This is a genomic window from Pseudohongiella spirulinae, assembly GCF_001444425.1.
Lineage (GTDB): Bacteria > Pseudomonadota > Gammaproteobacteria > Pseudomonadales > Pseudohongiellaceae > Pseudohongiella > Pseudohongiella spirulinae.
Genome location: NZ_CP013189.1, coordinates 1,871,245 through 1,887,952 on the forward strand (window position 1 = coordinate 1,871,245; position 16,708 = coordinate 1,887,952).

General features: G+C 55.8%; 14 protein-coding genes. 10 read left to right on the plus strand and 4 right to left on the minus strand.

Annotated elements, in window-relative coordinates:
- Nucleotides 1-21: 21 nt before the first annotated feature.
- Nucleotides 22-1,458 (minus strand): L-serine ammonia-lyase, encoded by a 1,437-nt coding sequence (locus tag PS2015_RS08560; RefSeq protein ID WP_058021808.1) that lies wholly within the window; start codon nucleotides 1,456-1,458, stop codon nucleotides 22-24.
- Nucleotides 1,459-1,767: 309 nt separating this feature from the next.
- On the opposite strand from PS2015_RS08560, the gene PS2015_RS08565 reads away from it, so the two are divergent.
- On the plus strand, nucleotides 1,768-2,700 hold the full coding sequence (locus PS2015_RS08565) for a ParB/RepB/Spo0J family partition protein (protein ID WP_058021809.1): 933 nt from the start codon (nucleotides 1,768-1,770) through the stop codon (nucleotides 2,698-2,700).
- Here the strand turns inward: PS2015_RS08565 and PS2015_RS08570 are convergent.
- Nucleotides 2,666-3,661: a hypothetical protein gene (locus PS2015_RS08570; RefSeq protein ID WP_058021810.1), complete on the minus strand. Its 996-nt coding sequence runs from the start codon at nucleotides 3,659-3,661 to the stop codon at nucleotides 2,666-2,668. The two genes, PS2015_RS08565 and PS2015_RS08570, sit on opposite strands and share 35 nt — an antisense overlap.
- 407 nt (nucleotides 3,662-4,068) lie before the next feature.
- On the opposite strand from PS2015_RS08570, the gene PS2015_RS08575 reads away from it, so the two are divergent.
- From PS2015_RS08575 to PS2015_RS08620, 9 genes are all read left to right on the plus strand, one after another.
- Nucleotides 4,069-7,167: a TonB-dependent receptor domain-containing protein gene (locus tag PS2015_RS08575; protein ID WP_058021811.1), complete on the plus strand. Its 3,099-nt coding sequence runs from the start codon at nucleotides 4,069-4,071 to the stop codon at nucleotides 7,165-7,167.
- Nucleotides 7,168-7,175: 8 nt separating this feature from the next.
- Nucleotides 7,176-8,705 carry a tetratricopeptide repeat-containing sulfotransferase family protein gene (locus tag PS2015_RS08580; RefSeq protein ID WP_169792287.1) on the plus strand — a complete coding sequence of 510 codons (1,530 nt, stop codon included), beginning with the start codon at nucleotides 7,176-7,178 and terminating at the stop codon, nucleotides 8,703-8,705.
- Nucleotides 8,702-9,847 carry an amine dehydrogenase large subunit gene (locus PS2015_RS08585; RefSeq protein ID WP_058021813.1) on the plus strand — a complete coding sequence of 382 codons (1,146 nt, stop codon included), beginning with the start codon at nucleotides 8,702-8,704 and terminating at the stop codon, nucleotides 9,845-9,847. The genes PS2015_RS08580 and PS2015_RS08585 overlap by 4 nt, the downstream gene beginning before the upstream one ends.
- Complete coding sequence (locus tag PS2015_RS08590) at nucleotides 9,847-10,371, plus strand: MauE/DoxX family redox-associated membrane protein (RefSeq protein ID WP_058021814.1); 525 nt, start codon at nucleotides 9,847-9,849, stop codon at nucleotides 10,369-10,371. Before PS2015_RS08585 ends, PS2015_RS08590 begins: the two co-directional genes overlap by 1 nt.
- Before the next feature lie 5 nt (nucleotides 10,372-10,376).
- Nucleotides 10,377-10,997, plus strand: a complete 621-nt coding sequence (gene mauD / locus PS2015_RS08595; RefSeq protein WP_058021815.1) for a methylamine dehydrogenase accessory protein MauD — start codon at nucleotides 10,377-10,379, stop codon at nucleotides 10,995-10,997.
- Nucleotides 10,997-11,602: a methylamine dehydrogenase light chain gene (locus PS2015_RS08600; RefSeq protein ID WP_058021816.1), complete on the plus strand. Its 606-nt coding sequence runs from the start codon at nucleotides 10,997-10,999 to the stop codon at nucleotides 11,600-11,602. The genes mauD and PS2015_RS08600 overlap by 1 nt, the downstream gene beginning before the upstream one ends.
- Nucleotides 11,577-13,250 (plus strand): cytochrome c peroxidase, encoded by a 1,674-nt coding sequence (locus tag PS2015_RS08605; protein ID WP_082628058.1) that lies wholly within the window; start codon nucleotides 11,577-11,579, stop codon nucleotides 13,248-13,250. Before PS2015_RS08600 ends, PS2015_RS08605 begins: the two co-directional genes overlap by 26 nt.
- A gap of 281 nt (nucleotides 13,251-13,531) precedes the next feature.
- Nucleotides 13,532-13,768 (plus strand): type II toxin-antitoxin system Phd/YefM family antitoxin, encoded by a 237-nt coding sequence (locus PS2015_RS08615; RefSeq protein WP_058021819.1) that lies wholly within the window; start codon nucleotides 13,532-13,534, stop codon nucleotides 13,766-13,768.
- Entirely contained in the window at nucleotides 13,768-14,190 is a 423-nt protein-coding gene (locus tag PS2015_RS08620) for a type II toxin-antitoxin system VapC family toxin (RefSeq protein WP_058021820.1), read from the plus strand. The genes PS2015_RS08615 and PS2015_RS08620 overlap by 1 nt, the downstream gene beginning before the upstream one ends.
- Before the next feature lie 9 nt (nucleotides 14,191-14,199).
- On the opposite strand, the gene PS2015_RS08625 is transcribed toward PS2015_RS08620, so the two are convergent.
- Together PS2015_RS08625 and PS2015_RS08630 are read right to left on the minus strand one after the other, a co-directional pair.
- Nucleotides 14,200-15,069, minus strand: a complete 870-nt coding sequence (locus tag PS2015_RS08625; protein ID WP_058021821.1) for an alpha/beta hydrolase family protein — start codon at nucleotides 15,067-15,069, stop codon at nucleotides 14,200-14,202.
- Complete coding sequence (locus tag PS2015_RS08630) at nucleotides 15,069-16,706, minus strand: gamma-glutamyltransferase family protein (protein ID WP_058021822.1); 1,638 nt, start codon at nucleotides 16,704-16,706, stop codon at nucleotides 15,069-15,071. The genes PS2015_RS08625 and PS2015_RS08630 overlap by 1 nt, the downstream gene beginning before the upstream one ends.
- Nucleotides 16,707-16,708: the final 2 nt, after the last annotated feature.

The window sequence follows — 16,708 nt, forward strand, 5'->3', positions numbered from 1 at the left end:
GTTGGCAACCATAGCAGAGCATCAACACTCACTCAAATTGATCGGAATGTTCACCGCCAGACCGGCTTCCGAGGTTTCTTTGTATTTGTCACTCATATCAGCCGCCGTTTGCCACATGGTGCTGATCACCGCATCCAGTGACACTTTGGCCTTGGATGGATCGCCGAACAGTGCCAGTTGCGATGCTGTCACCGCCTTCACCGCGCCCATGGCGTTGCGTTCAATGCAGGGAATCTGCACCAGCCCGCCGACCGGGTCGCAGGTCAGGCCCAGATGATGCTCCATGGCAATTTCAGCCGCCATCATCACTTGATCGACACGGCCACCACGACAGGCCGTGAGCCCTGCTGCAGCCATCGCCGAAGAGACACCGATCTCCGCCTGACAGCCACCCATAGCCGCTGAAATGGTTGCCCGCTTTTTAAACAGGCAGCCAATTTCTGAGGCGGTGAATAGAAACTCCCTGATCACTTCCTCGTCCGGCCTGTCCTGCTCAAACACCAGCAGATACCAGAGCACGGCGGGAATCACACCGGCAGCCCCGTTGGTCGGTGCCGTCACCACACGCCCAAAAGCCGCATTTTCCTCATTAACAGCCAGTGCAAAGCAACTCAACCAGTCGAGCGTATGAGAGAAACCTGTGCCTGACTCACGAATCACATAGCGCCATGTGTCTTTGTTATAGTCGATATCATTATCAAGCAAGCGTCGATTGAAAGCAGCGGCGCGGCGCGTCACATGCAGATTACCCGGCAGTTCGCCATTGGCATGACAGCCACGATACAGGCACTCATACATCGCTTGCCATATCTGCATGACGGCCTGATGCGTCTCGTCTGAACCGCGCCAGGTCAATTCATTTTTCTCTACCACCTGCGCGATAGACAAGCCGGTTTCCGAGCACCAGCGTTTAAGATCAGCGGCCGTCTCTATCGGGTGCGGCAGCTCAACAAAATCCACCGCGCTGGTGCCCAGCTCATCGAGCCGCGACACAAAGCCGCCGCCAATCGAAAAATACACCGCATTATGATCTGTGCCATCAGCAAACTCAGCCACAAAACGCATACCATTGGGATGCTCCGGCAAGGATTCCTGAGCGCAAAACTGCACACACTGCTGAGGGTCAAAAGCCAGCAACTGCTCGCCAGCCAGTTTAATGGTCTTGTCATGGCGGATGGTTTGAATGGTGTCAGCCAGGCGGTCGACCGGAAAAGTCACCGGATCGGCACCCGACAGGCCCATCATGATCGCCACATCCGTGCCGTGACCTTTGCCAGTCTTGGCCAGCGAGCCGTACAGATAGACCCGCACACTTGCCAGCGCCGCCCGAGGTGGACGCTCAGCATTCAGCTCCGCCACAAAGCGTTGCGCAGCCCGCCACGGCCCCAGTGTGTGGGAACTGCTCGGGCCGATGCCAATTTTGAACATATCCAGCACGGATATTGATTCACGGGTCATAGGTGTTCCCTGGTGCCGGGGATGGAGGCAGTCTAGGTCCCCAGCCGTTGCCATTGATAAAGCGTTTTGGTGGGGCACATCTTACTCCGACTCCCAGCCATGGTGCGAAAAAATTACGCATGCGAAAGACAACTATAGCTAACAAGCCACATCAATCAAGGCCTACAGCACCTCGCCGGCACATTGGCGCAGTTTATGCATCATTGCTTCGTGATGATGGTTAACCGCGAGACCGATGGTAGACGCGGGGGACGGAGGCGGTCTACGTCCCCCGCGCACTACCACCTGACTGTGTGAGGGCACACGGCCATGAGCGCCATGCAGAGTGACAAGGCTACAAGTGAGCTGAAACGCGTCCTGAGGGTCAGCGTGGATGAGGTGCTGCCCAAACCTCAGGTGCGCAAGCAGTTTCGCAACATCGACGCCCTGGCCGAATCGCTATTGGTGGAAGGACAGCAAACACCAATCATCGTCTCACCGCGCAATCAGGCCGGAAAGTATGTTATCCAAAAAGGTGAACGTCGCTGGCGGGCCTGCATTCAGGCGGGCATCAGTCACATCGACATTATCGTCAATGAGCGTCAGCTAAGTGAGCTGGATGAGACCGCCGGTGAGCTGATCGAAAACATTCAGCGCGAGGACCTGACGGCGCTGGAAATTGCCCACGCTCTGCAGAAATTTATCAATGAAGGCTGGAAGCAAGTCGACATCGCCAAACGACTGGGGAAATCAAGCAAATATGTGAGCGCGTATCTTGGCCTGCTCAAACTACCGCCCTGTGTACTGCAACTATACGAACAGGGCATCTGCGCCGATACCGACACGCTGAATATTCTGCGGCAGTTACACGAACTGGATGAAAAGCGCTGCAATGACCTGTGCGTCGAAGCCGCCGGGCGAGGCATACATCGTCAGCGAGCGCGAGATGTGCTGAACGAAACATTTATTAAACTTGACTCGGCTTCACGCAACTCACCTTATGGTCGCTTATTAAAATTCGCTGAAACAACAGCGCTCAACAATCGACAAAACACCTGGCAGATTACTTCGCCGGACGACCTGCGCATTATCGTCCGTATTACCAGCGGCCCCTACAATCGTCAACTGGGCGAGCTGCTCACCGACAGAATCTCCGACAATGCGCGCGAAGTATGGCTCAAGCTTGAGCAGGATGCCGGGCAGATACTTTGCATGAAGGCGTCTGAACTCAGAATCGTCCGTTTGGAAAAACGAGACTCGTAGCCAGTCCCGTATTCAACCAGCTCAATGGATCCAGACTCGCTTTATTTCTGAACAATCGATCTCGCTGTTCTTCATCCAGGGCATCGGCTGATTTCTGCGCCTGCATATAGGCATCTTCTGCACGGCGTTGATAGCCAAACTGCTGGTGCCATCCCGACAGATCCAGCCAGGCCTGAGCCAGGGTAGCCTGCTCAATCTGTTCATCAGTCAGATATAGATCAATGACACCCTGCAAAGCCTGCCGCCCCTGACGATAACCGTGACGGTCGTGCGCAGGATCATTTGCAGCCAGGCGGTGACTGCCACTATGACTGGTCTGAATACGCCCTGCCCGCGTGTCGCCAGCCCTGTGGTGATGGGCAAACAGCCAGGACATCGCCGCCATGTCGCGCAACATTTCCGGCAGATCCGGGTAGGCTTGACCGTAGTGATCCGATGCCAGCTCAATGGCCTGTGTTGTCAACCGATAGGCCGCTTCCAGTTCTGGCAGAACGGCAGAGAGATCTGTCGAGCGATTGATTTCACCACCGTTAAAGTAGGCCAACAGGTGCCAGTGCGCACGCACCTGCGAGACTTTAATAAAGATTGGATGATCCGGCTCGTAGTGTGCCGTGTAAATACCCATGGCTGTGGACAGGTCACGGCGCAACTGGGGCCAATCCTGCTGCTTTAATCGATGCTGCAGCAGATGCTGTATGGCTGGCAGTTGACTAAGACCATAAGGCCCCTCGGCCGCACGGTAAGCCTGTACCGCTCGTTCCATCAACGTAGCTGAATCCGCATCGAGCGCCTGACGAAAAATTTCATCTGCCTCAGCAATTGACCAACCGACGCCCTGCACAAACCCCTGCTCAAGCTTTTCCGACAACGTCTGGCCATAAATTGCGGACACAGGTGATACGGCGACCACCAGCGCAATACCGAACGTTGCCAGACGACGAACGCTGGCTAAACGTGACATTTTGATTTCCCCTTTTCCAGTCGGGCTATTGATCTGACGCCCTATTACCCGACAGTTTGAGGATAACAGAATTTTTGGGGTTTGTGGGAGTGCGCGGGGGACGGAGGCGGTCTACGTCCCCCGCGTTTACGCATGCGTAAAACGCGGGGGACGTAGACCGCCTCCGTCCCCCGCGCCCCACCTCCGCCCTACCCGCGCACCACTCTCGCGCAAAACCCCACCCACAGCATCCAGCGTTCTGAACCCATAAGTCCTGACCGCAAAACCCCCAGACAAATTTTTTATTGTTATTGATCAGATGCTTATAAAAGAAACTCTCAAAAAAAGCCTTCCAAAAACATGCTTGGCACGAAACCTGCTCAAGCCCCGTAGTCATCAATAATCAGTCGTCTATGAGGAACCGCTCCATGCCCACACACCACAACGCCAGCAAACATCCTTTCAGACTTAACATGCTGTCTGCTGCCATTTCCGCAGCCATCTTTCCGATCAGCGGTGCAGTCAGCGCACAGCAGTCCGCCGATATGCCAACGCTGGAAGAAGTCGTTGTAACCGGATCACGTATCACACGTTTCGAAGGTGACTATGTGGCCCCCGTTCTTTCTCTGGGTACCGAACAGATGCAAGCAGCCGGTACCGTTAACGTGGAAGACTTTGTGAGCGAAGTCGGCGCACTGGTCGGCTCTACTGGCTCGTTTGAATCAGCTAGCGGCTCTAACGGTACAAGAACAGGTATCAACGCTCTGAACATGCGAAACCTGGGCACCAACCGCACATTGGTGATGGTCAACGGCCGACGCCACGTCAGCTCTATCGCCACGGGTGAGCCGTTAGTTGATACCAACACCATTCCAACTGCCTTGATTGAACGCATCGACATTCTCACCGGCGCCGCCTCCGCTGTATACGGAGCCGATGCGGTATCAGGTGCCGTGAACTTTGTCTTGAAAGATGATTTCGAAGGCTTCGACATGCGCACCCAGGCTGGCATTTCCGGCGAAGGTGATGCCGAGCAGTTTTTTGCCTCGTTCGTCTGGGGCAGCAACTTTGCTGACGGTCGCGGCAACGTGACTGCCAGCTACGAATTTCGCGGTCAAGAGTCCCTGCAGATCTTTGAACGTGATTATGGCCTGACAGGACGCCAGTACATCGTGAACAACCCGGCTGAGTATCGCCAGGCCGATGACCCCAACGTGCCAGACCGAATTGTAGCCGGCGATCGTCGCTATATCTTCACTGCTCCTGACGGACGTTACGACATCCTGGGCTTCAATACTGCAACTGGCGCCCCCCTGGCATTTGGCGATATCAAGTTGAATGCCCGCGGCCAGCCATTCGACGCAGGCAGACCAGTATCAGGTGCCACATCTTTAGGAGGTGACGGCACACCAACAGCCTTCTTTACCAGCCAGTTTCTGCCTGAGTCAGACGTACACGCCATCAACCTGAACAGCCGCTACGATCTGAGCAACAGTGCCACAGCGTTTACTGAATTGAAGTACGTCACCACTGACACCGTAAACCCACGCTCGTCATCCTTCACATCCGTGCTGGAACTGAGTATGGAGAACCCCTTTATTCCGGATTCTTTCGACACGGCCCTGGCCGGCATCCAGGATCCCGTGGTTAATCTGGCACGTGATGACCTGGAGCTTCGTCCGTTCAATGATATTACACGTGACACTTTCCGCGTGGTGGCCGGTGTACGTGGCGATATGACCGACTGGCTGAACTACGAGGTGTCACTGAACTACGGTCAGACTGACGTAACCTCAAGGCTGACCAACATCCGCCGAGAAGACCGCTACTTTGCTGCACTGGATGCTGTAACAGACCCCGCAACCGGCCAACCCACCTGTCGTTCCAACCTCGACCCTTCTGCTGTGCCGGCCGTGGACAATATCGTATCTTCATACAACACAGCTGTCTGGGGAGACCCAGCCAATAGCAGCTTCACTCCGGGACCGAACAGCGGTTGTGCACCGTTTAACCCCTTCTTTGACGGGACATCCGGCTACTTCACACCTGGTGCACTTGACCCTTCAAACCCCAATGCGGCTGCCATCGCCTTTATGACCGGCGGCGGCGTCCCCCTGGTGGATAACGGCGAAATCACACAAAAAGTGGCCAACGCGTTTATCGCAGGCAGCAGCTCCGGCTTCGGACTGGAATTGCCAGCCGGCCCCATCGACTTTGTGCTCGGCGGCGAATACCGTGAGGAAGAAGTCAGCAACAATGTCGACCCGATTCGCAGCAACCCCAATGGTCTCACACCGCTGAACTTTGAACGCAGCAGCGCGTCCTCATTCGACGTCGCGGAAGTGTTCACTGAACTGTCCGCTCCTGTATTCGAAGACCTGGGGCCGTTTATGCAGGCGCTGCGTTTGGACGGTGCCTATCGTTTCTCCGACTACTCAACCATTGGTCAGACCAGCGCCTTCAGTATCGGTGCCAACTGGACCCTCAACGACAGCGTAATCCTGCGCGGCTCTTTTGGACGTGCCGTACGATCACCCAACCTGAACGAGCTGTTCTCACCAGATAACGAAGGTTCATTCCGACCGGACGACCCCTGTGAACAGGCTAACCTGGGTAGCCAGTCAGCCAACACTATCGCCAACTGTGCGGCTGATCTGTCAAGGCTCGGTCTGGATCCGAACACCTTCGTATCGGCCTCGCCTGTCGGCCGCCCCGGCGTGATCGGCGGCAACCCGTCACTGCAGGAAGAAACCAGCGACACCAACACCTTTGGCTTTGTCCTGACCCCCACATTCATGCCCGGCCTGGTCGCCACAGTGGATGTCTGGGAGATCGAAATGGATCAGGGCATCCTGTATCCGAATTCAACAGAAATCGTGGAACGTTGTTACGACGCACCCAGCATGGATAACGCGTTCTGTTCCTTGTTCACTCGCGCCACGGACGGCATTGTTGGGGTCATCATCGACGTCGAGCAGCGACCGGTTAACGTCAGCCAACTGAACACCTCCGGCGTAGACTTCAGCGTGAGTTATCAGACGGACCTGGGTTTTGATCGCGGCACTTTGATGCTGGGATTCAACGGCAGCTACCTGAATGATCTGCTGGTGCAGCCCACTGTAGCGCCACGTCAGATAGATCAGGCAGGCATGGTCACCACCTTGTTGGGACAACAGGCACCTGAGCTGGTTGCCAACTTCAGCGCCAACTGGCAGCGTGGCCCTCTGTCCGTCAACTATCGCCTGCATCATCAGAGCGAGCTGGACATCTACACCGAAGAACAGTTGGAAAGACAGCCCGATATTTCAGATTACCTGAACACAAAAAATCTGTTTGTACACGACATTCAGGCTGAATACGCATTCAACGAAGGCTTGAAAGCCTACCTGGGTGCCAACAACGTGGGTGACCGTAAACCTGACGCGACCTACCTGAACACACCGGTCAGCGCACGGGGTCGGTTCGTGTATATGGGACTGTCAGCGAACTTCGCGAACATCAGAGACATCGCCAATCCGTTCCGATGAAGGTCGCCATGAAGCAGTACCCGAGGCAATTCAGTCAGCAACAACTCAGAGGGGCGGCCACGACGGCCGCCCGTCTGCGTGACTGGCCCGAACTGGCGCGCATCGCAGACAACTGGGCCGCGATTGATCCGTCGTGTGTCGAAGCATGGCAGCACTTGTCACGCGCCTGGTTTGAACAGTCCTGCTTTGCTGAAGCAATCACTGCCTTTAATCAGGTTCTGCAACTGGAGCCGGACAATCACTCTCACCACATCAGCACCGCCCGACTGGCCATGGCCGCCCAGGACTACGCGCTCGCCAGACATCACCTGTCGATTGCCGAATCCGCCCAACCGCAGTCCGGCGAAGTCTGCTACGCGCTAAGCCGGCTTCACTACCTGACTGGTGAACTGGAACTGTCCGAACATTACTGCCTGCAAACCATCAAAACCAGACCGGATTTCCCGCCTGCCTACGTCAATCTTGGCATGTTGCGCGAAGGCAATCTGGAGGATGATCACGTGCAGACCATCATCCGACTGTTTAACGACACTCGCGTCCACCCTGAATACCGTACCATGCTGGGTTTCACCCTGGGTGATGCACTCGACAGACGCGAACAGACCCAGGCGGCCTTTGATGCCTGGCAACAGGCCAACGAAGTCAATCGGGCCATTTCCGAGCAGGAAGGGTTCAAATATCAACCGGAGCAACAGGAAACCGAACTGCAATTGCTGAAAGAGATTTTCGCCACGCCCATCACATCGGACTGGCTGGCAGAACGCAACCCAGACCGGGCGCTGCCAATCTTCGTGCTGGGCATGCCACGTTCAGGCAGCACCCTGGTTGAATCCGTACTGGCCTCACACAGCGATGTCAGCGGTGGCGGGGAACTGCCTGGATTGCAGATCATCTATGAAGAAATCATGCAAACGGCCCGGCAACAGGGAACGGCGGTCGCCAGACACCTGATCAGTACCCGTGCCGGCGCCTGGCGTGAACAATACCTGCACGCTCTGCCTGATGGCCAGTCCGCACGCTGGGTGGTCGATAAACAGCCACTGAATTTCCGCCTGATAGGCCTTATCAGAATCCTGTTTCCGGAATCTCCGGTGATTTATACCCAGCGTGACGCTGTCGAAACGGGATTCTCCATCTGGCGGCACAAATTCGCTAAAAACTGGCCCTGTGCGCATCGCCTGCCCGACATCGGACACTTTCTGGCGTTGCACGCCGCCACCATGGACATGTGGCAGCAGCAATCAGAACAGTTGATTCATATCGTGAAACACGAAGACATGGTTCAACAACCTGAAACTGTTATCAAAAATCTCCTGAAGCACTGCTCGCTGCAAGAACAGAGCGATTGCTTTTCACCACACAAATCTAAACGTGCAGTGGCCACTTTCAGCGCCGTTCAGGTAAAAAAACCGATATCAGCGAAATATCTTGACCGATCATCCCGTTACGCGAACAATCTGGTTGAGCTTAACCAGGCTTTGCGTGACGTTCCAACTCAACACAGTCATTTCAACAAGCAAAAATGGGGTATCAAATGAAGAAAAAAATACTTGCTGTGATGGCGTCACTGGCTCTCAGTGGGGCCGCGAACGCGCAGTGGGACAGCGTCGTTGGTGACGTCGGCATTCTGGAGGAAATTGACCATCACTGGGTTACCGCCAACCGCGGCAACACCATTTACATGGTCAATACCGAAACCGGAAAAGTGGGCGCTTCACTGGCGGTATCCAATTTTACCCCGGCAATCGCCCCGCATATGGAAGAAGGACGCATCTACACCTACGGCAGCTACTATAGCCGTGGCCTGTATGGTGATCGCACAGACCTGTTTATGGTCTACGATGCGCAAACTGCCAGCCCAATTGCCGAACTGGAATTACCACAGATGCCCGCCGGCATCGGTCACCCCGGCATGATGGGGTTGATCAACCAGAAGTATGTGGGACTGTGGAACATTTCCCCGGCTACCTCAGTGAGCATCGTTGATGTGGAAAACATGCGCTTTGTCGGTGAGGTGTCAATGCCGAGCTGCTCAGGCATCTATCCGGAGGGCCAGGGCTGGATCTCCATCTGCGGTGACGGCACAGCGCTCTATATTGAACTGAACAACACCGGACAGGTGGCGCGCCGCATTCAGAGCCGCGCTTTCTTTGATGTCTTCGACGACTTCGTCTGGGATTACTCGGTGCCTGCCGCCGATGGCTGGATGTTCATGTCCGTTGACGGTTTTTTGCGCAAAGTGACTCTGAATGGCGACACGTTAAACGTATCAGAACCTTTTGACATCAACCCGGATACTAACGGCATGGTCGATGTTAACGGTGTCGCCTTTCCTAATGACGATCACTGGCGCATTGTCGGCAGTCAGCCCTTCGCCTGGCACGACAGCGAAGCGTTGCTGGCCACTGTGATGCGCGATGGCGGTGGTCGCGAGTATTTCGATAAATACGGCACCGAAATCTGGGTCTACAACATGCGCACCGGCAACCGCGGCGTTCGCATCAAGCTGGATGATGGCGTCACCGCACGCGGTGTCCTGCTGACTCCCGGCCCTGACCCCATGCTGGTCATCAACACCAGCGAAGGAATGGAGATTCGCGAGCCCCGCACCGGCGTGCTGAAGCACACCCTGCCTAACGCCAGCGGCACCATCCAGGCACTGTATGAGGGGATGCGCTAATGATTGATCCCCTGATCACCATTGTGATTGCCACCTCGCTGGCCATCCTGTTTCTGCTGGCAGCCCGGCACAAGCTCAGCGCTCCGCTGCGCTTTAAAGCCCAACTGTCTGCCTATCAACTGGTACCCGACAATCTGCTGTCGCCGGTGACACGGGTACTACCCTGGATCGAAATCGTGATTGCCCTGAGCATGCTGTTTGCCGTGTCACGACCCTTTGGCGGCATCGCCGCGGCGCTGCTGTTAAGCGCCTATGCGGTGGCCATGGCCATCAATCTGCGTCGTGGACGATCGGCTATCGACTGTGGCTGCGGTGATACACCGCAACCGCTGTCCTCCTGGCTGGTGCTGCGCAACCTGATACTGGCATTTGGCGCTTTGCTAATGCTGGTTCCGGTTGCCACACGCTCATTGAACATGCTCGACATGTTATTTGCTCTGCTGTTTGTTGTGCTGTGTTCGCTCAGCTACACGATGATGGAGCACCTTTCCCGCAATCACAACTTGTTAACCCATAAGGAGTAAGAGCCATGAGTAACGCATTGGCTGCAGTATTAGTTTTATTGACCCTGGTTGTTCTGGTTCTGGTATTCGCTGTGATTGCGCTGGCCCGACAGATCGGCATTCTGCATACCCGCCTGGCTCCGGCCGGCGCCCTGATGACCACATCCGGCCCCAAGCTGGGTGAAAAAATCTCCAACATGTCCATTCCGGATATTCACGGCAAGCCCGTTGAGATTGGTGCGACTGGTGGCAACGCACTGGCTGGCAAAGCCCAGCTGCTGTTGTTTGTTTCACCCAGCTGCCCCATCTGTAAAGAGCTGGTGCCAACCGCCAAGAGCATGGCCCGCAGTGAGAACGTCTCACTGATTTTTGGCAGCGACGGTGGCCAGGCCGATCAGCATCTTGCCTACATCGACAAGATGGATCTGAAAAAATACCCCTATATCGTCTCTCTGGAACTGGGCATGCGCTTTGAAGTCGCCAAGTTGCCCTATGCCGTACTGATCGACGATCAGGGCGTGCTGCGCTCCAAAGGGCTGGTCAACAGCCGCGAACATCTGGAGTCACTGGTGCACGCCATGCAGAGCGGGTACGAGTCAATTCAGGATTACATGGTTAAAAACGGTCATCTGGAGGAGCAGGCGTAATGAGCAACCGTCAGGAATTAATTTCACAACTGTTCAAGGATCTGGATTCGGTCACCACTGGTGCCATCCGCTTCCTCGCGGCGCGGACTTCGCGGCGCTCCTTCCTGGGCCGTTTTGGCGTGTTCATGGCCGGCATGGGTGCTATTCCCCTGCTGCCCATGGCGCGCGCGTCGGCCCAGACATCGTCGCCCACCCCCTTCCCGCCGCCCACAGATCTGCCAGAGGTCAATGGCGTCGCGGATATCGAAGAGATGGGTGACATCAATTCATGTGAGTACTGGCGCTATTGTGCGATGAGCGGCTCGCTGTGTTCCTGCTGTGGTGGCACCATGACCACCTGTCCGCCGGGATCGGAAACCGCCACGGTGGCCTGGGTTGGCTCCTGCTTTAACCCTACCGACGGCAGAAACTACCTGATCTCCTACAACGACTGCTGTGGCAAAGGCAGTTGTGGTTGCGGATGTTCGCGTTCAGAGGGCGACCGGCCGGTGTACTTCCCGTCCAAGTCCAATGCCATTCTGTGGTGTTTCGGTGCCAACAGCCACGCGTATCACTGCACACTGGCTCTGGTGATTGGTCATGGCGATAATAACGTTCTTCGCTGATCTGCGAACCGGCCTGGCCGGTCTGACACTCGCTTTCGCTGCGGCGACGGCGAGTGCCTCACCGGAGCCTTCCTCGCCCCAGTACAACTATTTGCTGCACTGCGGCGGTTGTCACATTGAGGATGGCTCCGGGATGACCGGTGTCGTGCCCGATCTGAATGAGCACATGGGATTCTTTGCCAGTTTCCCGGAAGGACGTGCCTATCTGATCAGGGTGCCAGGTTCCGCACACTCACCACTGCGCGATGAGCAGTTGGCTGAGGTGTTAAACTGGATGCTGGAAACATTTGCTGCTGGTGATTCGCCACAGCCCTATACGGCCGAGGAAATCACGGCCAACCGGCGTATTCCGATGTACGATGCGCCCGGCACGCGCAAGGAGCTGCTGCAGCTGCTTGACGATGCCCAGGCATCGGTATCCGCTGAGCCTGCCGGGGGACTGTCCCCCGAAGCAGGCCAGTTGCCTGCGATTGACACACCGTCACCGGTTCCGACCGCGGCGGTGTCAGCGTCTTCTGCCAGCCCTGCCGCGCCCCTTAGCGCGGCGCAGCTGGAAGCCTTTGGCATGGCCCTGTTTTTTGATACCTCTTTGTCACGTCACAATAATCAGTCCTGTGCCAGTTGCCATGATCCGGCACGGGCTTTTTCTGATGCCAGGCCCGCCGCCATGATGGCCGGCGCCTCGATTGGCTCAGACAATCTGAGCATCGGTCAACGCAATGCACCGGCTCTGACCTATATTGGTTTCACACCAGATTTATCGCTTAACGATTCACACAGTATTGTTTCCGGCAGTCTGTTGACCAGAGCTGTTGAGCCAGCACCAGCCGATTCGGTGCGTGGCGGATTTTTCTGGGATGGCCGCGAGCCGACCCTGGAAGCGCAGGTATTGACGCCGTTTATCAATCAGAAAGAAATGGCGCTGACAGACCTGCAGGAGCTGGTCGCACGCGTCGGCAACAGTGCCCACTACCAGAATTATCTGCGTGATGCGCGCGCCCCTGAACAGGTGCTGACGCGCGTCGCCAATGCATTAGCCGCCTATCTGCGAAGCGATGCCCTGAATTCATTTGACTCGCGCTACGATCGTTATCTGCGCGGCGAGTACACCCCTACCCGTGAAGAGATGATCGGCATGGGACTGTTTTTTGCGCCAGGCTTTACAAGCTGTGCCACCTGTCACCAGTCAGAAGCAAGTGGTTATGCCGAACGTGAGTTATTCACCAACCACCGCTATGAGAATATTGGTTCACCACTTAATACCGTGTTGCTGAGCCGCAATGGCCTGGGTGCCGATTATCGGGACACCGGGCTGGCCGCCAATCCGACAGTTGCTAAGGCCTTTGCAGCCGATGAGCTGGCCGGTCGTATCAAGGTGCCCAGTCTACGCAATGTCGCCGTCACCGGGCCTTATATGCACAACGGCGTGTTTACTGAGCTATCGACGTTGATGGCCTTTTATAACCATTTCAATGAAACCGGCCACGGTGGGCGCATCAACCCGGAAACCGGCGAGCCCTGGGCGGCTGCCAATGTGCCTGACAGCATTGTTCGGCAGAAGCTGGAGAGTGGGTTCCCGCTGAATCCGCGGCAAATCAAGGCGCTGACGGCATTTCTGCATATGCTGACGGATGCGCGTTATGAGTGAGGCTGGGGGCTGGTGGTGACGCGGGGGACGGTGGTAGTGACGCGGGGGACGGTGGTAGTGCGCTGGGGACGGAGGCGGTCTACGTCCCCACGCTTGGGGACGTAGACCGCCTCCGTCCCCAGCGCACTACCACCGTCCCCCGCGTCACCACCCGTCACCAGCGCCTCACTTCAGCAATTTTGTTCATCTTCATCTATAACAAAGAAAACCAGTATTGCTGAGAACGCGTAATTTGCGTACACTTCCCGTGTACACAATTTAAGTCCTCAGTGAGAATCAAGGTGCAGAAAATTAACGTTCGAGAAACACGCGAGAGACTGTCAGCCCTGCTGGACGCAGTAGAAGCCGGTGAGGAAATCATTATTCTTCGCCACGGAAAACCTGTGGCCAGATTGACCACTCCTCAGTCAGACAATGTCTGTTTTCCGGACCGGACTGCGCTGCGCGCATCTTTACCGGCAGCCACAGTGGATGCCACGACACTAATCAGAACTCTCAGGGACGAAGAACGCTACTGATGTTCTATTTTGACACCAGCGCCCTGCTGCCCTACTACAGGCAGGAAGCGGCCAGCGAACGGGTGCAGGCGCTGCTGATGTCTCAGCAGCAGCCCGTCCTGATCAGCCACCTGACACAGGTCGAAGTTGCCAGTGCACTGTCGCGCTGGATACGCATGGGCGAACTGACCGAATCGCAAGCCAATCGAATTGAATCAACGTTCAGTGATGATATCAGGCAAAAACGCTTTGTCAGGACGTCGATAGAGGCGGCCGACTACGAGCGTGCGACTCACTGGATAAGCATGTATAACACACGGCTGCGAACATTGGACGCTCTGCACCTGGCTTGCGCGGAGCGAAACCGGGCATGTCTGATAAGCCAGGATAAAGCGCTAGTTAAAGCCGCATTGTTTTTGGGGCTTGAGGCAAGAATAGCGTAAAGTGGGAACCTACCGCCCCAAAACAGGCGCAGCAGCTTCAGCCATCTGACTATTGTTATGCGCAGCACCCGCCACAGTCTGTAACTGCCAGGCAAAAGGAACATTCATACGAGCGGCCAACGACATCGCCTGCTGATAAAATGCCTGACCACGAGCGAACCGATGCGCACCCTGAGCATTAGCTTCTGGCGTCACCCGCAATGAAGGGTGTGCCGGATCTGTATCCTCCTCCCCCAACAGAACGGTGACATGACGCCCCAGCAACGGTGTCAGACTCATCGCGTCGATACCACTCGATCGCAGACCGTAGGGAAATTCAACTGACGCATCAGGCATCGTATACCATCCCGCATTGGCGACAATTGCCAGCTCAACTTTGGCAGCGGGCTTGTACAACAGAAAACGATGCGCATATTGCGCACCTGCTGAGTGCCCATAAAGTCGATAGTTTTCCCGATTTGATCCCAACTCACTGGCCACATGCTCGAAGATCGGATCCAACGCTGAATAACTCCAAATAGACTCCGGATTCATTGCGCCGCTCGCATCAAAGACATTCCCCAGATTGTAGCCAGCTGCGCCCGGAAAATCGGCGTCACTGAACTCCGGTACCAGTAACACAAAATCGTATTCATGCGCATACTCACGCCACTCGGCGTAATAACGGTCAGCATCGCGGCCGACCCCGTGCATTACAAATACAATCGGCATGTCTGCATGAAAATTATCCGGCAGTTCATACCATACCCGCAGTTCAGGTCCACTCCAGTCTGAAAACTCAAAATGCGGGACATCGTCTGCCGACAAATCTGCGCGAGCTGAAAAACACGCGCACAACAGACTGAGAATCAGCAATCTTCGAATTATCAAAACACACATCACTCATCACCTTTCCGATAAGCCGTCTGCGCAGTTCCATCACGCCGGGGGTCAGCTGCACCACGCCAGCCCTCCTCTTCACGCGCTATAGCGTGTACACCCCCGAAGTAAGGATCGTAAAATCCATCGGCAACACCAAACTGAGGTCGACGCAGAATCAGCTGACGCTGCGCCAGACCCTGCAGCATATCCACCGACAGTTCGGTGCGCTCCATATAGGCAGCCCGGGCGGCCACAGCATGCACCCGAGGCGCAGCTACCGCGTCCACAATATTCGCCTTGCCTTCAGCCCAGCGGCTGACAACCTGCACAACGGCTGAAATGATACGTGCACTGCCAGGACTGCCCAGTACCAGATCTACCTTACCATCGCGTGACAAAATCGTCGCAGCCATGGACGAATAAGGCATCTCGAATTCCCTTAAAGCAAACGGGCTGTCCTCATCATCCAGCCTGAAACCCTGCATGTAATTGTTATACAGAAACCCATAATCCGGATTGGCAACCCCGGCGCCAAAATAACTGTCAATACTTTGCGTTACCGATACGGCCATCCCGTTAGCGTCGACAACAGAGAAATGCGTAGTCTCGCCGCCAATTTCGCGCTGCCACGCCGCCAGCAGATCCTGCGCGGTGCGCATGGACACTTTTTCTGCCATCTGATCACTATAATCATAGAAACTCAATTCCGGCGCCTGCTGACGAGAACGGTGTCCCAGATACAGCGCATCCAGCATGGCCAGATCAAACGCGTCCTGCTCATCGGGCAACGCGTCGCTGTGTGAGGCCTGCAGCACATTCAACATCTGCAATGCTACCCAGCCGCCAAACGGAGGTGGCAAGCTGGCCACATCATAACCACGAAAACGGCTGAACAATGGCTCCACCACCTCTGGGTCAGGAAAATTACGCAAGTCCTCAGCAGTAATCCAGCCACCGTTGGCGGCCATATCGCGAGCGATCGAGTCGGCTATCTCTCCTGTGTAGAAATCATCCGCGCCATGCTCTGCCAGACGTCGCAGCAGGAGAGCTGTTTTGTGTTGAAATACCCGGTCACCAATCTGGTAATCCTTGCCGTCAGCCCGGATAAATATTTCCGCTGCCGTACTCTGCCCGCGCAATACATTGCCGTAATATCGAAATGCCCGCTCACGGAACGGCCCCACTTCAAAACCGTTCTCAGCTATATCAATGGCAGGCTGCACCAGTTCCCGCCAGTCGACTGCGCCGCTGCCATACTGGCGATATGCAAAATCCAGCACTCGAGGTGTAGAAGGTACTGTGGATGCGGTGTATCCCAATCGCAATTGATCTCGGGTGACGTTGTCAGGAATCTCACGCGGTGACCAAGAGGTGCCATTTATCACAAAAGGTGCGTTGCCATCGCCCGGATGCACCAGCATCACTGTTTGTCCGGCCACGCCTGAACCAGCCGGCTCACTCACGCCCAATGCCAGGGATACGGCCACTGCTGCGTCGATGGCATTGCCACCCTGTTCCAGAACGGCAATACCAGCCGCCGTGGCCTCAGGCGTAGCCGAAGAAACGACGCCGGCGAAATGCTGATCGGCTGAAGCATGAAATACGTTCACTGATAGAGTAAGACTTACCAAAAGCGCGGATACTTTGAAATTCACAC

Excerpts from the sequence above, each read along its gene's own strand:
- PS2015_RS08560 (WP_058021808.1), bottom strand. The coding sequence starts at position 1,458 with ATGACCCGTGAATCAATATCCGTGCTGGATATGTTCAAAATTGGCATC.
- PS2015_RS08605 (WP_082628058.1), top strand. The coding sequence starts at position 11,577 with ATGGCGATAATAACGTTCTTCGCTGATCTGCGAACCGGCCTGGCCGGT.
- PS2015_RS08590 (WP_058021814.1), top strand. The coding sequence starts at position 9,847 with ATGATTGATCCCCTGATCACCATTGTGATTGCCACCTCGCTGGCCATC.
- mauD (WP_058021815.1), top strand. The coding sequence starts at position 10,377 with ATGAGTAACGCATTGGCTGCAGTATTAGTTTTATTGACCCTGGTTGTT.
- PS2015_RS08565 (WP_058021809.1), top strand. The coding sequence starts at position 1,768 with ATGAGCGCCATGCAGAGTGACAAGGCTACAAGTGAGCTGAAACGCGTC.
- PS2015_RS08600 (WP_058021816.1), top strand. The coding sequence starts at position 10,997 with ATGAGCAACCGTCAGGAATTAATTTCACAACTGTTCAAGGATCTGGAT.
- PS2015_RS08620 (WP_058021820.1), top strand. The coding sequence starts at position 13,768 with ATGTTCTATTTTGACACCAGCGCCCTGCTGCCCTACTACAGGCAGGAA.
- PS2015_RS08570 (WP_058021810.1), bottom strand. The coding sequence starts at position 3,661 with ATGTCACGTTTAGCCAGCGTTCGTCGTCTGGCAACGTTCGGTATTGCG.
- PS2015_RS08580 (WP_169792287.1), top strand. The coding sequence starts at position 7,176 with ATGAAGCAGTACCCGAGGCAATTCAGTCAGCAACAACTCAGAGGGGCG.
- PS2015_RS08625 (WP_058021821.1), bottom strand. The coding sequence starts at position 15,069 with ATGTGTGTTTTGATAATTCGAAGATTGCTGATTCTCAGTCTGTTGTGC.
- PS2015_RS08585 (WP_058021813.1), top strand. The coding sequence starts at position 8,702 with ATGAAGAAAAAAATACTTGCTGTGATGGCGTCACTGGCTCTCAGTGGG.
- PS2015_RS08575 (WP_058021811.1), top strand. The coding sequence starts at position 4,069 with ATGCCCACACACCACAACGCCAGCAAACATCCTTTCAGACTTAACATG.